At 72.3% G+C, this 15751-nt stretch carries 11 protein-coding genes; 3 read left to right on the forward strand and 8 right to left on the reverse strand.

What is annotated here, in order from left to right; all coding sequences use genetic code 11:
- Positions 1-10: 10 nt before the first annotated feature.
- Together ACZ3OF_RS32130 and ACZ3OF_RS32135 are read right to left on the reverse strand one after the other, a co-directional pair.
- Positions 11-2242 (reverse strand): acetate--CoA ligase family protein, encoded by a 2232-nt coding sequence (locus ACZ3OF_RS32130; protein ID WP_361677449.1) that lies wholly within the window; start codon positions 2240-2242, stop codon positions 11-13.
- A 232-nt stretch (positions 2243-2474) separates the two neighbouring features.
- On the reverse strand, positions 2475-3647 hold the full coding sequence (locus tag ACZ3OF_RS32135; protein WP_361677452.1) for a flavin-containing monooxygenase: 1173 nt from the start codon (positions 3645-3647) through the stop codon (positions 2475-2477).
- A 180-nt stretch (positions 3648-3827) separates the two neighbouring features.
- Here ACZ3OF_RS32135 and ACZ3OF_RS32140 point away from each other — a divergent pair, with 180 nt between their 5' ends.
- Both ACZ3OF_RS32140 and ACZ3OF_RS32145 read left to right on the forward strand, forming a co-directional pair.
- On the forward strand, positions 3828-4277 hold the full coding sequence (locus ACZ3OF_RS32140; protein WP_361677455.1) for a DoxX family membrane protein: 450 nt from the start codon (positions 3828-3830) through the stop codon (positions 4275-4277).
- Positions 4277-4675, forward strand: a complete 399-nt coding sequence (locus ACZ3OF_RS32145; RefSeq protein ID WP_467308301.1) for a Zn-ribbon domain-containing OB-fold protein — start codon at positions 4277-4279, stop codon at positions 4673-4675. The genes ACZ3OF_RS32140 and ACZ3OF_RS32145 overlap by 1 nt, the downstream gene beginning before the upstream one ends.
- 48 nt (positions 4676-4723) lie before the next feature.
- Here the strand turns inward: ACZ3OF_RS32145 and ACZ3OF_RS32150 are convergent, their stop codons facing one another.
- Positions 4724-6706 carry a serine/threonine-protein kinase gene (locus ACZ3OF_RS32150; RefSeq protein WP_467308303.1) on the reverse strand — a complete coding sequence of 661 codons (1983 nt, stop codon included), beginning with the start codon at positions 6704-6706 and terminating at the stop codon, positions 4724-4726.
- Between the two features lie 47 nt (positions 6707-6753).
- Positions 6754-7428 (reverse strand): HAD family hydrolase, encoded by a 675-nt coding sequence (locus tag ACZ3OF_RS32155; RefSeq protein ID WP_361677464.1) that lies wholly within the window; start codon positions 7426-7428, stop codon positions 6754-6756.
- Positions 7429-7476: 48 nt separating this feature from the next.
- Between ACZ3OF_RS32155 and ACZ3OF_RS32160 the strand changes: the two genes are divergently transcribed.
- A complete protein-coding gene (locus tag ACZ3OF_RS32160; protein WP_361677467.1) occupies positions 7477-7866 on the forward strand; it encodes an SSI family serine proteinase inhibitor in 390 nt (129 codons plus the stop codon).
- Positions 7867-8058: 192 nt separating this feature from the next.
- Here ACZ3OF_RS32160 and ACZ3OF_RS32165 read toward each other — a convergent pair whose 3' ends face one another.
- The 4 genes from ACZ3OF_RS32165 to ACZ3OF_RS32180 form a co-directional block, all read right to left on the reverse strand.
- Entirely contained in the window at positions 8059-10344 is a 2286-nt protein-coding gene (locus ACZ3OF_RS32165; RefSeq protein ID WP_467308307.1) for an FG-GAP repeat domain-containing protein, read from the reverse strand.
- Between the two features lie 108 nt (positions 10345-10452).
- Positions 10453-12696: an FG-GAP repeat domain-containing protein gene (locus tag ACZ3OF_RS32170; protein WP_467308308.1), complete on the reverse strand. Its 2244-nt coding sequence runs from the start codon at positions 12694-12696 to the stop codon at positions 10453-10455.
- 103 nt (positions 12697-12799) lie between these two features.
- Complete coding sequence (locus tag ACZ3OF_RS32175) at positions 12800-15055, reverse strand: FG-GAP repeat domain-containing protein (protein WP_467308310.1); 2256 nt, start codon at positions 15053-15055, stop codon at positions 12800-12802.
- Between the two features lie 156 nt (positions 15056-15211).
- Positions 15212-15727, reverse strand: a complete 516-nt coding sequence (locus tag ACZ3OF_RS32180) for a mycothiol transferase (RefSeq protein WP_467308311.1) — start codon at positions 15725-15727, stop codon at positions 15212-15214.
- Positions 15728-15751 lie beyond the last annotated feature (24 nt).

Raw genomic sequence — 15751 nt, forward strand, 5'->3', positions numbered from 1 at the left:
GAAGGTCTCCTCAGCGGCAGACCGCGAGCGCGTCGAGCGCCACCGCGCCCTGCCCCCGTGGCAGCACCATCAGCGGGTTGATGTCGAGTTCGGCGAGGTCGCCGTCCAGCTCCAGGGCCATCCGCTGCACCCGCAGCACGACCTCCACCAGCGCGTCCACGTCCGCCGGCGGAGCCCCCCGAACGCCCTTCAGAAGGGCCTGCCCGCGCAGTTCCCCGAGCATGTCCCTGGCCTGGTCCTCGCCGAACGGCGGTACGCGCACGGCCGCGTCGTTCAGGACCTCGACCAGGACGCCGCCCAGGCCGACCGTGACCGTCGGTCCGAAGAGCGGGTCGCGGGTCACGCCCACCACCATCTCGACACCTCGGCCGACCATCTGGCAGACCAGGATCCCGTCGAGGTCGACGCCCTCGTAGCGGGCGATGTCCGTGAGCTCCCGGTACGCGTCCCGCACCTGGCTCGCCGACGTCAGCCCGACCTTCACGAGCCCCAGCTCCGTCTTGTGGGCGAGCTGCGCGCCCGACGCCTTCATCACCACCGGATAGCCGACGAGCCCGGCCGCCCTGACCGCCGCCGCCGCGCTCGTCACCAGCTGCTCGCGCGGCACCCTGATGCCGTACGCCCGCAGCAGCTGCTTCGCCGCGTGCTCGCTCAGCTGCCGGCCCGGCCGCATCAGGGCCTGCGCCTTGCGGAAGGAGGGGGAGGGGGTGCGGGGAGCCTCGTCGAAGGGGGAGCGGTAGGCGGTGGTGAAGCGGTGGTGGTCGAGGTAGGCCTTCACGGCGCCTATGCAGTTGGAGAACGTACGGAAGGTGGCGACGCGCGAGGAGCCGAGCAGGGTCTCGCGGTAGGCCGCCTCGGTCCCGACCGGCGAACCCCACACCACGCACACCAGCTTGTCGGTGGCCTCGGCGGCCTCCACCAGGTCCTGCGCGAGCTTGTCGCTCATGGGCGGGAAGGGCCCGGTGATGGGACAGATCAGCACCCCGACGGAAGGATCGGCGAGGATCGCGTCGATGATCTTCCGACCGCGCCAGTCGCCCACGGGGTGACCGCCGTTGTCGACGGGGTTCGCGACGTTCAGGTAGTCCGGTATCCACTGGTGCAGCTCGTCCTGCTTGGCCTGCGGGAGGGTCGGGAGGCGCAGCCCGGCGGCCGTGGCGAGGTCGGAGAAGTGCGCGCCGGTCCCGCCGGAGATCGAGTACACGACGACCCCGTCCGCGACCGGCCTGCGCGCGCGGGCCAGCAGGGCGGCGGTGTCCTGGAGTTCGTCGAGCCCGTCGACCCGGATCACCCCGAACTGCCGCATCGCCGCGTCCACGACCTGGTCCGCCCCGGTCAGCTTCCCGGTGTGCGACGCCGCCATCCGGGCGCCCGTCTCCGTCCGCCCGACCTTGACCGCGACGACGGGCACGCCCTGGCGGGCGGCGCGGTCGGCGGCGAGGAGGAAGGAGCGGCCGTCCTTGAGGCCCTCGACGTAACAGGCGATGGCCCCGACCTCGGGGCGGGTCGCGAAGTACGAGATGAAGTCGGCGGTCTCCAGGTCGGCCTCGTTGCCCGTCGGCGCCCAGTGGGAGAGCCGTACACCCAGCTCCTGCAGGGTGTGGACGGGCCGCCCCTGGTGGCCGGACTGGGTGATGAGCGCGATCGCGGGGCCTTCGAGGTCGTCACGGAAGCGCTCGAAGGCGTTGAGGTTGGTGTTCGGGCCGAGGAGACGGATCCCGGAGCGGCGTACGGCGTCGGCGAGACGTTCCTGCGCGGCGGCGCCCTCGCCGCCGGTCTCGGCGAACCCGGAGGCGAAGGCGACGGCGAACCGCACCTTGGCCTCGGCGAGTTCCTCGATGACGGGGAGCGGGTCGGCGACCAGCAGGACGGCGAGGTCGACGGGTTCGGCGAGCGCGCCGACGGAGGGTACGCAGTCGATGCCGAAGACGGCCGTACGGGTCGGGTGCACGGGCACGAGCCGGGCGCCGACCCGCTCGGCCCAGGCGATCAGCTGCCGCGTGATACCGGTGTTGGGCCGCCCCTCGGCGTCGGAGGCCCCGACGACGGCGACGGACCCGGGCCGGAAGAACCGGTCCAGGTCCGGCACGGGCGCGTGCAGCGGCCGCCCGCTGACGTCCAGGTCGCCCTCGACGGCCGTGACGCCGTGCACGGCGGCCCCGGGCGCTCCGGAGTGCTCGCCGCAGGCGACCACGCGGGCGCGGAGATCGGTGGTGAAGGTGCCGTGAGTCGATCCGAGCATCGTTCCGCCGCTCCCCTGCTCGTCGCTGAAGGGTCCGCATTGACCTGACGCACAGTCAGATTACAGAACTGACGTCCAGTCAGGAATGCCCCTGCGTCGACGGACCGGAGGGTGGCGGTGACGGGCCGGGGGTGGGGAGGGGGTCCGGGGCGGGCCGGGGGCCGCCCCGGTGGCCGGGGCGGGGGCGGAGGTGCCTGCTCGTCCTCCGCTCCCCCCCGCACGCACCCCGCTCTCAGCGGGGCGCCGTCCTCGCGATCCTTCGGGCGATCTTCTCCGCGTCGATCGCCATCTCGCGGATCATCCCGCTGATCGGGTTCGTGAACCCCGTGAAGTACAGCCCCGGTGCCTCCCGTGGCGTTCGTGCGCCGTGGGTCAGCGGGCGGCCCCGGTCGTCCAGGACGTCCAGGTGGCCGACGAGCGGCTCCAGACCCCGGCGGTAGCCCGTCGCCGCGATCACGGCGTCCGGGGTGATCGCCGAGCCGTCCGCGAGTACGACCTTGTCGCCGTCGAAGGACGCGACCGCGCCCACGATCTCCACCTTCCCCTGCCGCACGGCGTCGATCAGGCCGACGTCCTGCACCGGGATCGCCCCCTCCCGCACCCGGGAGTACAGCCCCGTGTCCGGTCGCGGCAGGCCGTGCTCCGACAGGTCCGGCACGGCGACACGCGCCATCAGCTCGCCCGCCTTGTCGACCAGGCGGACCGGCAGCCGCCGCACCAGGATGCCCGTGCGCTGCGCCGGCCACCCGGCCGTCGAGCGGCGCACGATGTGCGGCACCGTGCGCACCGCGAGCCGCACCCGAGCCGCCCCGCCCTCGACGAGGTCGGCGGCGATCTCGGCGCCCGTGTTCCCGGCGCCCACGACGAGGACGTCCCGCCCCGCGTACGGCGCGGGGTTGCGGTACGCGCTCGCATGCGCGACCTCGCCGCCGTACGCGTCCAGGCCCGGCCAGTCCGGCAGGCGCGGAGTGTGGTTGTACCCGGTGGCGACGACGACCGCCCGCCCGGTCAGCCGTCGTCCGCCCGTCGCGTGCAGCAGCCAGTCCTCGCCGGCCCGCTCGACCCGCGTGACCTCGACACCGGTCACGATCTCCAGCTCGTGCACCTCGGCGTACTTCTCCAGGTACCGCACGACATCCGCGCGGGCGACCCACCGGCCGAAGGAGCGGGGTATGGGCAGGCCGGGGAGCGCGGACAGGCGGCGGGTGGTGTGCAGCCGCAGCCGGTCGTAGTGGGAGCGCCACGAGGCGCCCACGGCGTCGGACTTCTCCAGGACGACCGCCCGGACGCCCTTCGCGCGCAGCGACGCGGCGACCGCGAGCCCGCCGGGCCCGCCGCCGATGACGTACACCGGATGTTCGGGCCGTTCGGGCCGTTCGGGTCTGGAATGGGGGGTGTTGACCATGAGTGCTCAGCGTAACGGCGTGCTCACTTGTTGGGTCTCGGTCAAGAGGGGAATCGGTTGCGAAACGGTCACGCGTGGGTGGGGTCTGCGGAGGCGTGCGGGGGTCTTGCGCAGACGGTGACGGATCCGCTGAACTGACGTACCGTCAGATAAGGATCGAGGAGGGGCAGGTACCGACCGATGCAGACCGTCTGGCTCACCGGCGCCGAATGGCTCGCCGTCCTCCGCATCGGCCTCGGCCTCTGGTGGCTGGAGAGCTGGCGCCACAAGGACAGGAAGGGCTGGTTCGAGCGCGGAACCGGCATAGCCTGGGCGGCCGACGTCGCCGGCAAGCACCGGTGGCCCTTCGTGAAGCGCGGCTTCGACTCGGTCGTCGCCCCCCGCCCCAAGCTGATGGCGTACGTCGTCGTCTACGCCGAACTGGCCCTGGGCCTCGGCCTGACCGTCGGCTTCCTGACCCCGATCGCCCTGGTCGGCGGCCTGCTCCTCAACCTCCTCTACCTCGGCCTGATGATCCACGACTGGGCCGAGCAGGGCCAGAACGCCATGATGGCGCTCATCTCGCTCGTCGCCCTCTTCGCCATGTCCTGGCAGGCCTGGTCCCTCGACCACGCGATCGGACTCTTCTGATGACCGCCGCCGACCCCGACATCGACGCCTTCACCCGCCCGTACTGGCAGGCGGCGGGGGAGGGCCGCCTGCTGCTCAGGCGCTGCGCCGCGTGCGGCCGGGCGCACCACTACCCGCGCGAGTTCTGCCCGCACTGCTGGAGCGAGGACGTGACGTGGGAGCGGGCGAGCGGCCGGGCCGCGCTCTACACCTGGTCCGTCGTCCATCGCAACGACCTCCCGCCCTTCGGCGAACGCGTGCCGTACGTGGCGGCGGTGGTCGACCTGGCGGAGGGCCCGCGGATGATGACGGAGATCGTCGACGTGCCGGAGGCGGACCTCCGGATCGGCATGGACCTGGAGGTCACGTTCCGCGCGGAGGGCGACGTCGGCGTCCCGGTCTTCGGCGCCCCGTCCTAGCCCCGTCCTAGCCCCGTCCGTCCCGGTTCCCGGCCCGGCCGTCCCCTCTCACAGGGGTGCGATGTTCCGCCAGAGCTGCGCGCGGTTGCCGGAGTCGCAGGCGTACGTGGTCAGGAACGGCGGCCCGACCGTCATGCACTCCTCGTTGCTCACGTTCATGATCGTCCTGCCGGAGGACGTCGTGGCATGGATCTTCCACGCCTGCTTGCTGGAGCCGTTGCAGGCGGCGACGCCGACGCCGCCGGGGTTCCCGCCCGCCTGGAGGCAGCGGCCGGTCCTCTTGTTCACCAGCTGGAAGGTGCCGCTCGCCCCCGCCGAGTAGGTCCAGGCGTACGACATGGTGCCGCTGTTGTTGGGCACGGCACCGCACTCGTAGGTGTTGGCGAAGATGCCGTACCCCGGGTTGTACTCACCGACGCACTCGCCGTTGGAGGCGTTCTCCAGGGAGTACGTCCCCGAGGGCCCCGAGCCGCCGGAAGGCGGCGGAGGCGGCTTGGGGGAGGTCGGCCCGGTCGTGGAACCGGATCCACCGGAGGGGTTGGAGCCCCCGGACGCGCCGGAGCCGCCACCCCCGTCCGCGCCGCCGCCCCCTCCGCCGCCCGGCACGGTGCCGGTGCCACCGGCCCCCGCACCGCCCGCCGCGGCCCCACCGCCCGCCGCCGCGCCACCGGCGCCGCCCGCCGTGGGTCCCGGGCCCTGACCCGAGGGCGAGCCCGACGCGGAGGCTGACGGCGACGAGGAGGAGGACGGAGGAGCGGTCGTCGTCGGCGCGGGTGCGCCGGGCGCCGGCTGCGACGCGGTGGCGGCGGGCGGCGCCGCAGAGGAGCCGGGTCCCGCGCCCTGGCCGATCTGGTACGGGCCGAGGGCGACGGTCAGGGTCGTGCCGGTGGCCACGACGACGGGGACGGCGACCATGACGAATCGATTCCGCCGGCCCTGCCGCGCGGGCGCGTTCGGCCCGGTGGCGGCGGCCGCGTCGGCGCCCGCCGTCGACGGCTCCTTCGAGGCACGCCGTACGAGCGCCACGGTCCCGATGTCCTGGGCGGAATCGGCGTCGCCGCCGGACCCGTCGTCCGCGAGGTCCGCGAGCTGCTCGGCCGTGGGTGCCGTCGCGGCGAACGCGGCCCGCTCCTCGACCCGAGCCATGACGGCGGCCGGCCACGGGCTGTCGTCCACGTAGTCGTCCGCGAGTTCGACGACATCGGCGGCGGTCGGCCGCGCCGCGGGGTCCTTGGCGAGAAGGGACCGTACGAGATGCGCCAGGGCGGGGGCGGTCTCCGTGAGGTGCCCGAAGTCGGGGTCCCCGTGGACGACCCGGTACAGCAGGCCGGGCCCGGAGCCGTCGCCGAACGGCGGACGGCCGATCGCCGCGTACAGCAGCAGGCTGCCGAGCCCGAAGACATCGGCCGCGCCGGTCAGTTCACGCTCGGCGACGGCCTGCTCGGGCGCCATGTAGGCGGGCGTACCGATCACCATGCCGGTCCGGGTCAGCCGGCTCTGGTCGGCCGCGCGCGCCACGCCGAAGTCGATGAGCGACAGGCCGCCGGGCGTCAGCATGACGTTGGACGGCTTGAGGTCGCGGTGCACCATGTCGGAGGCGTGCACCGCCTTCAGCCCGGCCGCCGCCTCCCGGAGCAGCCGCCACAGGGCGGGGGCGGGCAGCGGGCCGCCGTTGAGCCTGATCGCCTCGTTGAGGGTGATTCCGGGGATGTACTCGGTCGCGAACCACGGCGGCTTGGCCGTACGGTCGCTCGCGAGCAGCTTCACACTGGCCCCGCCGGGCAGCCGCGCCAGATTGTCGAGCTCGTGCCCGAAGTGGTTCAGGAAGTCCGGGTCCTCGGCCAGCACGGGAAGCACCCGCTTGACCGCCGCGAACTTCCCGGGCACGGCACCGAGATAGACCCGCCCCATACCGCCGGACCCCAGGACCCCGAGCAGCTTGAACGCGCCGATCTGCCGGGGATCCCCCGCCTCCAAGGGCGTGGCTCCGCTACCGGTCAGATATGAATTGTCTTCCAGCTCCCCCTGCATGGCAGCAGGATAGCGGAGCTATCCACGGAACCGTACGGTCCGTCAAGTCACGTCACAGTGGCAGGAGTTGAGGTGCCGCCGGGATCCGTCGTGGCCACGCCCCGGGCCGCCCAGGCCAGGATCTCGGGAGCCGCCTCGGCCAGGGTGGCGAAGTGGCGGTGCGCGCCGGGCGTCGGTGCGGGGGCGTTGACCGTCCAGACCGTCATGCCGGCGCCGAGACCCGAGCGGACGCCGGACGGTGCGTCCTCGATCACCAGACAGTCGGCGGGCGCGGCGCCCAGCTTCCCGGCCGCCAGCAGGTAGGGGGCCGGGGACGGCTTGCCCTCGCGGACGGACGCGGCGTCCACGACGAGGCGGGGGAGCGGAAGGCCGGTCCGCTCGAAGCGGCCCCGGACCCGGTGCTCGTAGTTGGAGGTGACGAGCGCCCAGGAGCCGGGACGGAGGGCCCCCAGGAGGTCGGCGGCGCCCGCGAACGCGGCGTACGTACCCGTCCGTACGTCCTCGTCCTCCAGCTCGTGCAACAGCGCCAGACACACGTCGGGGTCGAGGCCGGGCGCGACGGCGGCGAAGGTCTCCACGGGCCGGGTACGGAGCGCGACCGCGTACACCTCCTCCCCGTCGAGCCCGTGACGAGCCGCCCAGGCGTGCCAGACGCGGCGCTGATTGGCGACGGCGTCCATGAGGGTGCCGTCGACGTCGAAGAGGATGAACTTCCCGGTCATGCGGGTGGAGCTTAGTGACCGGCGGTCCGAGGACTCGTTTGCCGGGGCATGAAGAACACCCTCGCCCTCGCCGTGGCCACGGCCACCGCCGCGGGCCTCGGCCTCGCGAGCGCGGCGGACGCCGCGCCGACCCCGCCCACCCGGATCTTCCTCACGATCACCTCCGGCGCGACCGGCGACGTGAAGGAGGTCTACCTCGGCTGCGGCCCCACCGGAGGCAACCACCCGCAGGCAGAGGCCGCCTGCGGGGCCCTGGACGAGGCCGGCGGGGACTTCGACCAGCTGAAGGGCCCCACCGACATGGTCTGTCCGATGATCTACGAACCGGTGGTGGCGGAGGCGCAGGGCACCTTCGACAGCGTCCCGGTCGGCTGGAAGAAGAGCTTCGGAAACACCTGCGAGCTGAACGCGAAGACAGGCACCGTCTTCGCGTTCTGACGCTCGACATTCGGCGGGATCAGCCGCCCGCCTACGAGACGAACGCGACGCGTCAGGCCTCGGCGCGGCCGGGGCCGTGCCGGACGAGGGCGGACACGGGCTGCTGCTCGTATCCACCCTCACCACCGCAGGACCGTCTGGGCGACGGTCCCGGTCCGGAGGTTCAGGTCCGGAACGGCGCCGACGCCCCTGTCAGAACACCGAGTTGACCGGCGCCGAGTTCCAGAGCAGGCCGCCGGCGGCGGCGGGCTTGAACGGGGTTGCCGTGTTGCCCGTGCCCGCGTAGAGCTTCGCGCCCGACGATCCGACCGCGTAGAGGTCGTTGCGGCCGTCGCGGTCCGCGTCGCCGATGCCCACCAGGTGGGTGAAGGCACCCCAGCCCGCCCCGATCTTCGTACGCGGGGCGAAGGTGCCGTCGCCCCTGCCCTCGTACAGCCACAGGACACCGGTCGTGTCGCGGGCGACGAGGTCCCCGGCGGCGGTGCCGGCGATGTTGCCGGTGGCCGTCAGCTGGTTGAAGATCCCCCAGCCGCCGCCGACCTTCACCCGGGCGCCGAACGGCGAGGCCGCGTTGCCCGTGCCCTTGTAGAACCACAGGGCACCCGTCGTGTCGGTGGCGAGCAGGTCGGACCTGCCGTCCCCGTTGAGGTCGCTGCCTCCGGTGAGCTGCTTGTACGTGTTCCAGCCGGCGCCGATCTTCGTACGGCCGGCGAAGGTGCCGTCGCCCTTGCCCTGGTAGAGCCAGAGGACACCGGTCGTGTCGCGGGCGACGAGGTCTCCGGCCGGGCTGCCGGCGATGTTGCCGACGGCCTCCAGCTGGTCGTAGATCTGCCAGCCGCTGCCGACCTTCACCCGGCCCGACGAGTACGGATACGGCACGGATGCCGTCATGACCGAGTCGTCGCGCCACAGGACACCCGAGGCGTCACGGGAGAGGAGGTCGGGGCTGCCGTTGTCCGTGTAGTCGTGCAGGCCCGTCGTGCGGGTGACCTTGAAGGTGCCGGACTCCTTGACGGCCGGGCCGATGCCGTTGAGCGGAGTGGCGTCGAACTCCCACGTGTAGTCGCCGGCCGGCGCGAAGGAGGAGGTGTCCCCGGGGTGGGAGATCAGCCCGTTCCAGGCGAAGTCGACGACCCTGGTGCCGTGGGTGGCCGACGCGCCGGCGAACGTGCGCTGCGCCGTCTTCCCCGTTCGGTTGTGACGGATCGTCACGGTGCCCTCGGCGTTGTACCGGGAGAGGGTCCAGCTCAGCTTTGCCGAGCCGTCGTTCTTGTCCAGGTCGACGACCGCGGGAACGTCCGTCTTGACCAGCTTGAGCGCCGTGGGCATGCCGGTGCTCGCGACGAGCGTGGCCGTGGGTGTGCCGTCCGCCCCGAGCGCGACCCGGTAGATCCCCTCGCCCTGGGCGAGGGTTCCACCGCGCACCAGGAGGGCGCCGTCGGAGGTGGGGACGGCGGACGTGGCGTGGTCGAGCAGCTTCACCGTCCGCTTGTCGACGACGTTGAGCGCGGTGAACGCGAAGCGGTCGGACGGGTATTCGATGGACTGCGCGTACGGCACGGGGGTGTGGGCCAGCCAGTCGCCCAGGATGCTGACGTGGGCGTTGACGGCGTTGCCCAGGTCGAGGGCCTTCACGGCCGGACCGCTGTTGCCCTCCGGGACGCGGTCGGCGTACTTCAGTTCCGCCTTCAGGCCCCCGCCCTCCACCCAGGCCAGACGGTCCGCGGAGACCGCCGAGTCGGCGGAGTACGCGGCTGCGGTGACTTCGCGCCGCTCCACGACGGAGGCGGTGGCGACGTCCACGACGGCGAGGTGGAAGCGGCGGGCGTCGGGATCGTCCACTAGGTAGCGGACGAGCACCGTGGTGGCGGACACCGGCTCCATGTTCTGGAACACGAAGTTCGCCGGGAGACCGGTCACCTTCCGGTCGGAGCCCTCGTGGATGCCCTCGCCGATGAGGCGGAGCTCACCCTTCTCGGTGGCCTTGTCCCAGGACGAGAAGACGAGGTGGCGGCCGACGAGCCCCCTCCACAGGAGGCGGGTGTCCGGCTGCTCGATGACCTTCGGAGCGCTGCCCGGCGACGCCATGTCGTGGAGCAGATAGCTGGTCCTGGCGTCTTCCTTGGTCGCGATGGTGTCGGTGCCACCGGCGTAGTACCCGCTGTACCGCTTCGGCAGCTCCGTGGTCGTGCCGGTCGTCGTGCTCGTCCAGCGGAAGACGGGCCCGCTGTCGGTGGCCTCGGAGGCCAGGAACCCGCTCTGGCCGGCGCCGACGATCCGGGAGGTCGCGGGAATGGAGATGACGGCGTCCTGCGCGTCGGCGGGCGCGGCGGAAGCCGCCCGGACGACGCCGGCGGGTGCCGTGGGTGCTGCGCTCGCGTGGGCGGCCGTGGTCAGGGCCGTGCCTGCCGTGACCGCGAGCACCGTGGTGACGGAGGCGGCGAGGCGATGACGAGCGGCGGCTCGTACGTGGAACAAGAGAGGTCCTCCCCCAGAGAGACCGGGCGCGACATGCGCCACGCCCGGTCAGACTCATGATCGCGGGGGAGGGTTGTACACCTGTTCCTCAGTTGTGCGGACTGCTCGTCAGATGACGGAGGTGTGCGTCAGCGGCATGTCGTGGGGCACGTCGGCCCACTCCTTCGAGCCGAACGGGGAGGTCGCGTTGCCGGTGCCCTTGTACAGGTAGGTGCCGTTGGGGCCGTACGCGTACAGGTCGGGGCGGCCGTCGCGGTTCGCGTCGCCGACGCCGACGAGGTGCGTGTACGCGTTCCAGCCGGAGCCGATCCGCGTACGGGGCGCGAAGGTGCCGTCGCCCCGGCCCTGGTAGAGCCAGAGGACGCCGGAGGTGTCGCGGGCGATCAGGTCGCCCGCGGCGGTGCCGGCGATGTTGCCGACGGCGGTGAGCTGGTTGAAGATGCCCCAGCCGGTGCCGACCTTCACACGGGCGGCGTACGGCGACGTGGCGCTGCCGGTGCCCTTGTAGAGGTAGAGGGCGCCGCTGGTGTCGGTGGCGAGGAGGTCGGCCTTTCCGTCGCCGTTGAGGTCGGAGCCGGCGGCGATCTTGTTGTAGATCTGCCAGCCGGAACCGATCTTCACCCGGCTCGCGAAGGTGCCGTCACCCTTGCCGAGGTAGTGGTAGAGGACGCCGGTGGTGTCGCGGGCGACCAGGTCGCCGGCAGGGCTGCCGGCGATGTTCCCCGCGGCCTCGATCTGGTTGAACATGTTCCAGCCGGAGCCGACGAGCGTCTGCTCCGCCGGGCGCAGCTGCTTGTTGGTGGCGTCGTAGTGGGTGTCGGTACGCCAGAGCTTCCCCGCGCTGTCGCGCACCAGCACGTCGGGGGAGCCGTTGTCGTCGAAGTCGTGCGGGGCGGCCTTGCGGGTGGCCGTGAAGGCGCCCGTCTCCTTCAGCGTCGGCCCGATGCCGTTCATCGGCTCGGCGCTGATCTCCCAGGTGTACGCGCCGGGGAGCGCGCTCTCGACGCCGTGGACGTCGTTCTTGAGATCGGCCGTCCAGTCGAAACGCACGACGCCGTTCTCGGGCTGGACGAAGCCCGTGACGTACACCTTGCCGGTCGCCGCGTGCCGGAGGGTCACCGTGCCCCGCACGTTGTACCGGGAGAGGGTGAACTCCAGTGGCGTCCTGCCGCCGTTGGCGTCGAGGTCGATCGTGCCCGGGACCTTGCTGCCGAGCAGGGCGACCTTGGTGGACTCGCCGCTGCTCGCGACGAGCGTGGCGGCCGGGGCGCCGTCGGCTCCCGCGGCGATCCGGTAGACGCCCTCGCCCTGTTCGACCGTGCCGCCGCGCACCATCTGGGTGCCGTCGGGAGCGACGGCGGCGGTGAGGGTGTGGGCGAGGAGCTTACGGGTGGTGGTCCCGTCCTTCAGGCTGCGCGCGGTCAGGGCGGCCAGCGGCTCGGGCTCGATGTCGGCCGAGAGGCCGCTGCGGGTGCCGTACGTGACCCAGTCGCCGACCAGGCCGACCTCGATGTCCTTGCGCCAGGCCGAGCCGACCGCGAACTCCTGGACGTTCTTGGTGGCACGGTCGACGACCACGACGGTGACGGCGCCGTCCGCTTCGTACTCGGCCCACGCGAGGTGCGTGGCGGAGACGGCGAAGTTGCTCTTGCCGGTGTCGGAGGCCGGGGGAACCGCGTACGACTCCGTGATCGCGTTGGCGGTCAGGTCGAGCAGGCCGACGTACTTCTGGACGTCCGTGCCCGTGACGGTGGCGTAGGTCACGAGGGCGTGGGTGGCCGTGCCGGGCTTGACGGTGACGCCTGTGGCGTCGTCCGGGAGGCCGGTGGTCATCTTGCCCATCCACGCGCTGGTCGCGCTGTACATGTGGATGAGCCGGTCACCGTTGTCGTTGAGCACGGTGGTGAAGATGGCCTTGCCGGCGGCGCCCGCGTACGTGTGGCCGGTCCCGAAGGAGATCGACTTGAACTTCGCACCCGTCGCGATGTCGGTGAGCGTGGCTCCGGTGGTCCCGTGCGAGGCCACGAGGTTCCCCGAGCCGGTGCTCGAGTAACCCCAGCCGATCTCCTTCGCGGCGGAACCGTCCGCCGGGACCCAGTGAGCCGTGTAGGAGGGGCCGGACTCGTCCATCGGCGGGCCCTCGACGGAAGCCAGGAAGCCCGTCTGGGTCGCACCGAAGAGGGTGCTCTTGACCGGGAACGGCGCGACGTCAGCCGCGGCCGCGGTGTGCGTGGCCTCGACGGCCGGCGCGGCGATCGCCGGAGCGGCCAGCGCGCCCCCGCCAGCGGTGACGGCGAGCACGGTGACGACGGCGACGACGAGCTGACGCCGGGCGGGACGAGCGTGGATCAAGGAGGTTCCTTTCGAGCGACCAGGCGCACCAGGGGTCATGCGCCGGGTCAGACTGATGATCGAATCAAAAGGTTGTATGTGCCTGTGCGTTCCTTCACGGCCTTCAGGCGAAGTGGTCGTACCGGCGGTCGGATCCGTCGGAGTACGCGCCGACCTGCTCGCGCGAGCGGAACGGCGCGTGCCAGTCGCCCGTGCCCTTGTAGAGGACCGGGCTGTGGGGCTCGGCCGTGTTCACCGCGTACAGGTCGGGGCGGCCGTCGCGGTTCGCGTCGCCGACGCCGACGAGGTGGGTGTACGCGTTCCAGCCGGAGCCGACCCTCGTGCGGGCGGCGAAGGTGCCGTCGCCCTTGCCGAGGTAGAGCCACAACACCCCTGCCCTGTCGCGGGCGAGGAGGTCTCCGGCCGCTCCTCCGGCGATGTTGCCGACGGCGGTGAGGTCGTTGTAGGCGCCCCAGCCGTGGCCGATCTTCTTCCGTGCGGAGAAGGGGGCCTTGTAGTTCCCGGTGGCCTTGTAGAGCCACAGGTCTCCGGCCCTGTCGGTGGCGACGAGGTCGGGGCGGCCGTCGCCCGTCAGATCGCTGCCGCCGGCGAGCTGGGTGTACGTGTTCCAGCCGGAGCCGATCCTCGTGCGGGTGGCGAAGGTGCCGTCGCCCTTGCCGAGGTAGCTCCAGAGAACTCCGCCCTTGTCGCGGGCGACGAGGTCGGCGGCGGCCTGGCCGCCGAGGTTGCCGGTGGCCTCGACGCGGTCGTAGATCTGCCAGCCGCTGCCGACGAGTTCGCCGGGGTTCTGGTCGAGCTGGCCGAGCTCGGAACGGTAGAACGCGTCGCCCCGCCACAGCCGGCCCGACGTGTCCCGCGTGAGGACGTCGGGGGAGCCGTCGCTGTCGTAGTCGTGCGGCGCGGGCGCCTGGGTGACGGTGAACGTGCCCGAGGCGCGCAGGCTCGGGCCGATGCCGTTGAGCGGCTTGGCGTCGATCTGCCAGGTGTACGGGCCCGCGGTCGCCCCGCTCCAGAGGTCGGGCGTGCCGTTCCAGGCCACGTCGCCCGCCCAGTCGTAGAAGGCGCGGTGCGGGTCCTCGTAGCTGACGGAGAGAGGATGGACGTCATCCGTCCGCGTCTCGCCGGTGCGGGTGTTGCGCAGGGTGACGGTCATGGTCACGTTGATGCGCGAGAGCCGCCACTCCAGCCGGGCCCGGCCGCCGTTGCGGCTCAGGTCGATCGTCGCGGGGATGCTGTGGCCCAGCAGCGTCACCTTCGTGGACTCACCGCTCGTGGCGACCTGTGTGACGACGGGCGCGCCGTCGGCCCCGGCGGAGATCCGGTAGAGCCCCTCGCCGCCCGCCAGCGTGCCGCCCTGGACGGTCAGCGTGCCGTCCGGGCCGGGGAGGAGGGACTCCACGGTGTCGAGGAGCTTGCGGGTGGTCTTCGTCGTCAGGTCGCGCGCGGTGAGCGCGTACATCGGGCTGGGGTTGTGCTCCAGGAGGCCGTCGCGCTGCGCGTACACGACCGAGTTGCCGACGAGCCCGATCGTGAGGTCGCCCGCCGCGCCCAGTGGGATGCGCTGGACGGCCCGGGTCGCGCGGTCGAGGACGACGAGCGTCTTCATCTGGACCTCGGTCTGCTCGACCCACGCGATGTGGGTGGAGGAGAGCGTGGGCGTCCCGTGGACGCGGAACGTCTCGCGGGTCTCGGTGACGGTCGCCGTAGCGAGGTCGACCAGGGCCCAGTGGGACGCCGAGGGTGAGGCCGTCTCGACCGAGAGCAGCGCATGCCCGCCCGCGGCGCCCACGACGAAGGCCGAGGTGGCGTTCGCCGGCAGCCCGGTCACCGTGCGCTTGACGAGGGAAGCGCCGTCGGCCTCTTCGACGAGGCGGAGTGTCATGCCGCCGGTCGCCGGGTCCTTGGAGCTGACGAAGAGCGTCGAGCGCACGGCCCCGGCGAACCCGGCGCGTTCACCGAAGCCGTCCAGATTGACGGAGAGGACCTGTGTGTCCGTCGCCATGTCCCGGAGAGTGACGAAGGGGCCGCTCTGCTGGACCACCACGTCGGAGTCGCGCGAACCGAAGGTGAAGGGCGCCGTGACGTCGGTCGTCGACCCGTCCGCGTACCGGGTCCAGTAGGCCGGGACGGGGTGGCCGTCCCTCGCCCAGGTGAGGAAGCCGGTCCTGCCCGCGCTCACGAGGTCGGCGTCCTTCGGGAGCGGGACCGCCGCCTGCTGCCCGGTGTCGGCGGCGGTGGCCGGTGTGACTTCGGGCGCCGCGTCGGCGGCGAGGGCCGGGGCGGCACCCAGAGTCGTGGCGAGCGCGACGGCGACCGACACGGTGAGTCTGCGGCTTACGGCATGGGACTGGTGACGCATGGACGGTGGCCCTCCCCTGAGGCGACCGCACGGCGCGGCGAAGAGCGGGCGCGCGAACGGTCGGAAGCAACGGAGGCGGCCGGAGGTTTCCCCCCATCCGGATCATCGCCTCACGTGATCTGATCGCCGGAGGATAGCAATCCGGGCCGACAGGCGTCACTCGGATTCCCGCCGCTCCACCACACCCCGTACGTAAGCCGCCTGCCCCGCGTGCTGGTTGTCCTCCGCGACCACGCTCACCAGGCGCACGCCCAGCGTGACCGGCGGGTCCCAGGCCTCGTCGACGACGCGGTCGAGGTCCGCGTCGGTCAGGGTCCCGAGGTGTACCAGGGACCGTTGGTGCACGGCGTCGTAGTAGCCGAGCAGCAGCTCCGCCGAGGCCCTGACCTTGGCGACCTGGCTGCTGGAGTGGCCGTAACCGGTGGCGCGGGCGGAGAAGGGGAGGCCGAAGCGGTCCTTCCAGCCGTCCTCCGTCCAAGCCTGCTCGGTGCCGAACACGCCCGCGACGTGGTCGTCCTGGATACGGGTCAGATGCCAGACCAGCCAGGCGATCGAGTTCGCCTCCTCGTCGATCCGCTCCGCCAGCTCGTCCTCCGACAGCCCTTCGACGGCCCCGTGCACGGCCTCCTGGACGCGCCCGAACGCGTCCAGCAACAGGTCGGCGCTCCTCATGTCCCTCAACTCCTCGCTCGGTGT

This window comes from Streptomyces sp. NPDC022552, from assembly GCF_055561875.1.

Bases quoted from the DNA above. Each gene is read 5' to 3' on its own strand.
- ACZ3OF_RS32150 (WP_467308303.1), bottom strand. From the start codon at position 6,706: ATGCAGGGGGAGCTGGAAGACAATTCATATCTGACCGGTAGCGGAGCC.
- ACZ3OF_RS32135 (WP_361677452.1), bottom strand. From the start codon at position 3,647: ATGGTCAACACCCCCCATTCCAGACCCGAACGGCCCGAACGGCCCGAA.
- ACZ3OF_RS32175 (WP_467308310.1), bottom strand. From the start codon at position 15,055: ATGCGTCACCAGTCCCATGCCGTAAGCCGCAGACTCACCGTGTCGGTC.
- ACZ3OF_RS32130 (WP_361677449.1), bottom strand. From the start codon at position 2,242: ATGCTCGGATCGACTCACGGCACCTTCACCACCGATCTCCGCGCCCGC.
- ACZ3OF_RS32180 (WP_467308311.1), bottom strand. From the start codon at position 15,727: ATGAGGAGCGCCGACCTGTTGCTGGACGCGTTCGGGCGCGTCCAGGAG.
- ACZ3OF_RS32145 (WP_467308301.1), top strand. From the start codon at position 4,277: ATGACCGCCGCCGACCCCGACATCGACGCCTTCACCCGCCCGTACTGG.
- ACZ3OF_RS32160 (WP_361677467.1), top strand. From the start codon at position 7,477: ATGAAGAACACCCTCGCCCTCGCCGTGGCCACGGCCACCGCCGCGGGC.
- ACZ3OF_RS32140 (WP_361677455.1), top strand. From the start codon at position 3,828: ATGCAGACCGTCTGGCTCACCGGCGCCGAATGGCTCGCCGTCCTCCGC.
- ACZ3OF_RS32155 (WP_361677464.1), bottom strand. From the start codon at position 7,428: ATGACCGGGAAGTTCATCCTCTTCGACGTCGACGGCACCCTCATGGAC.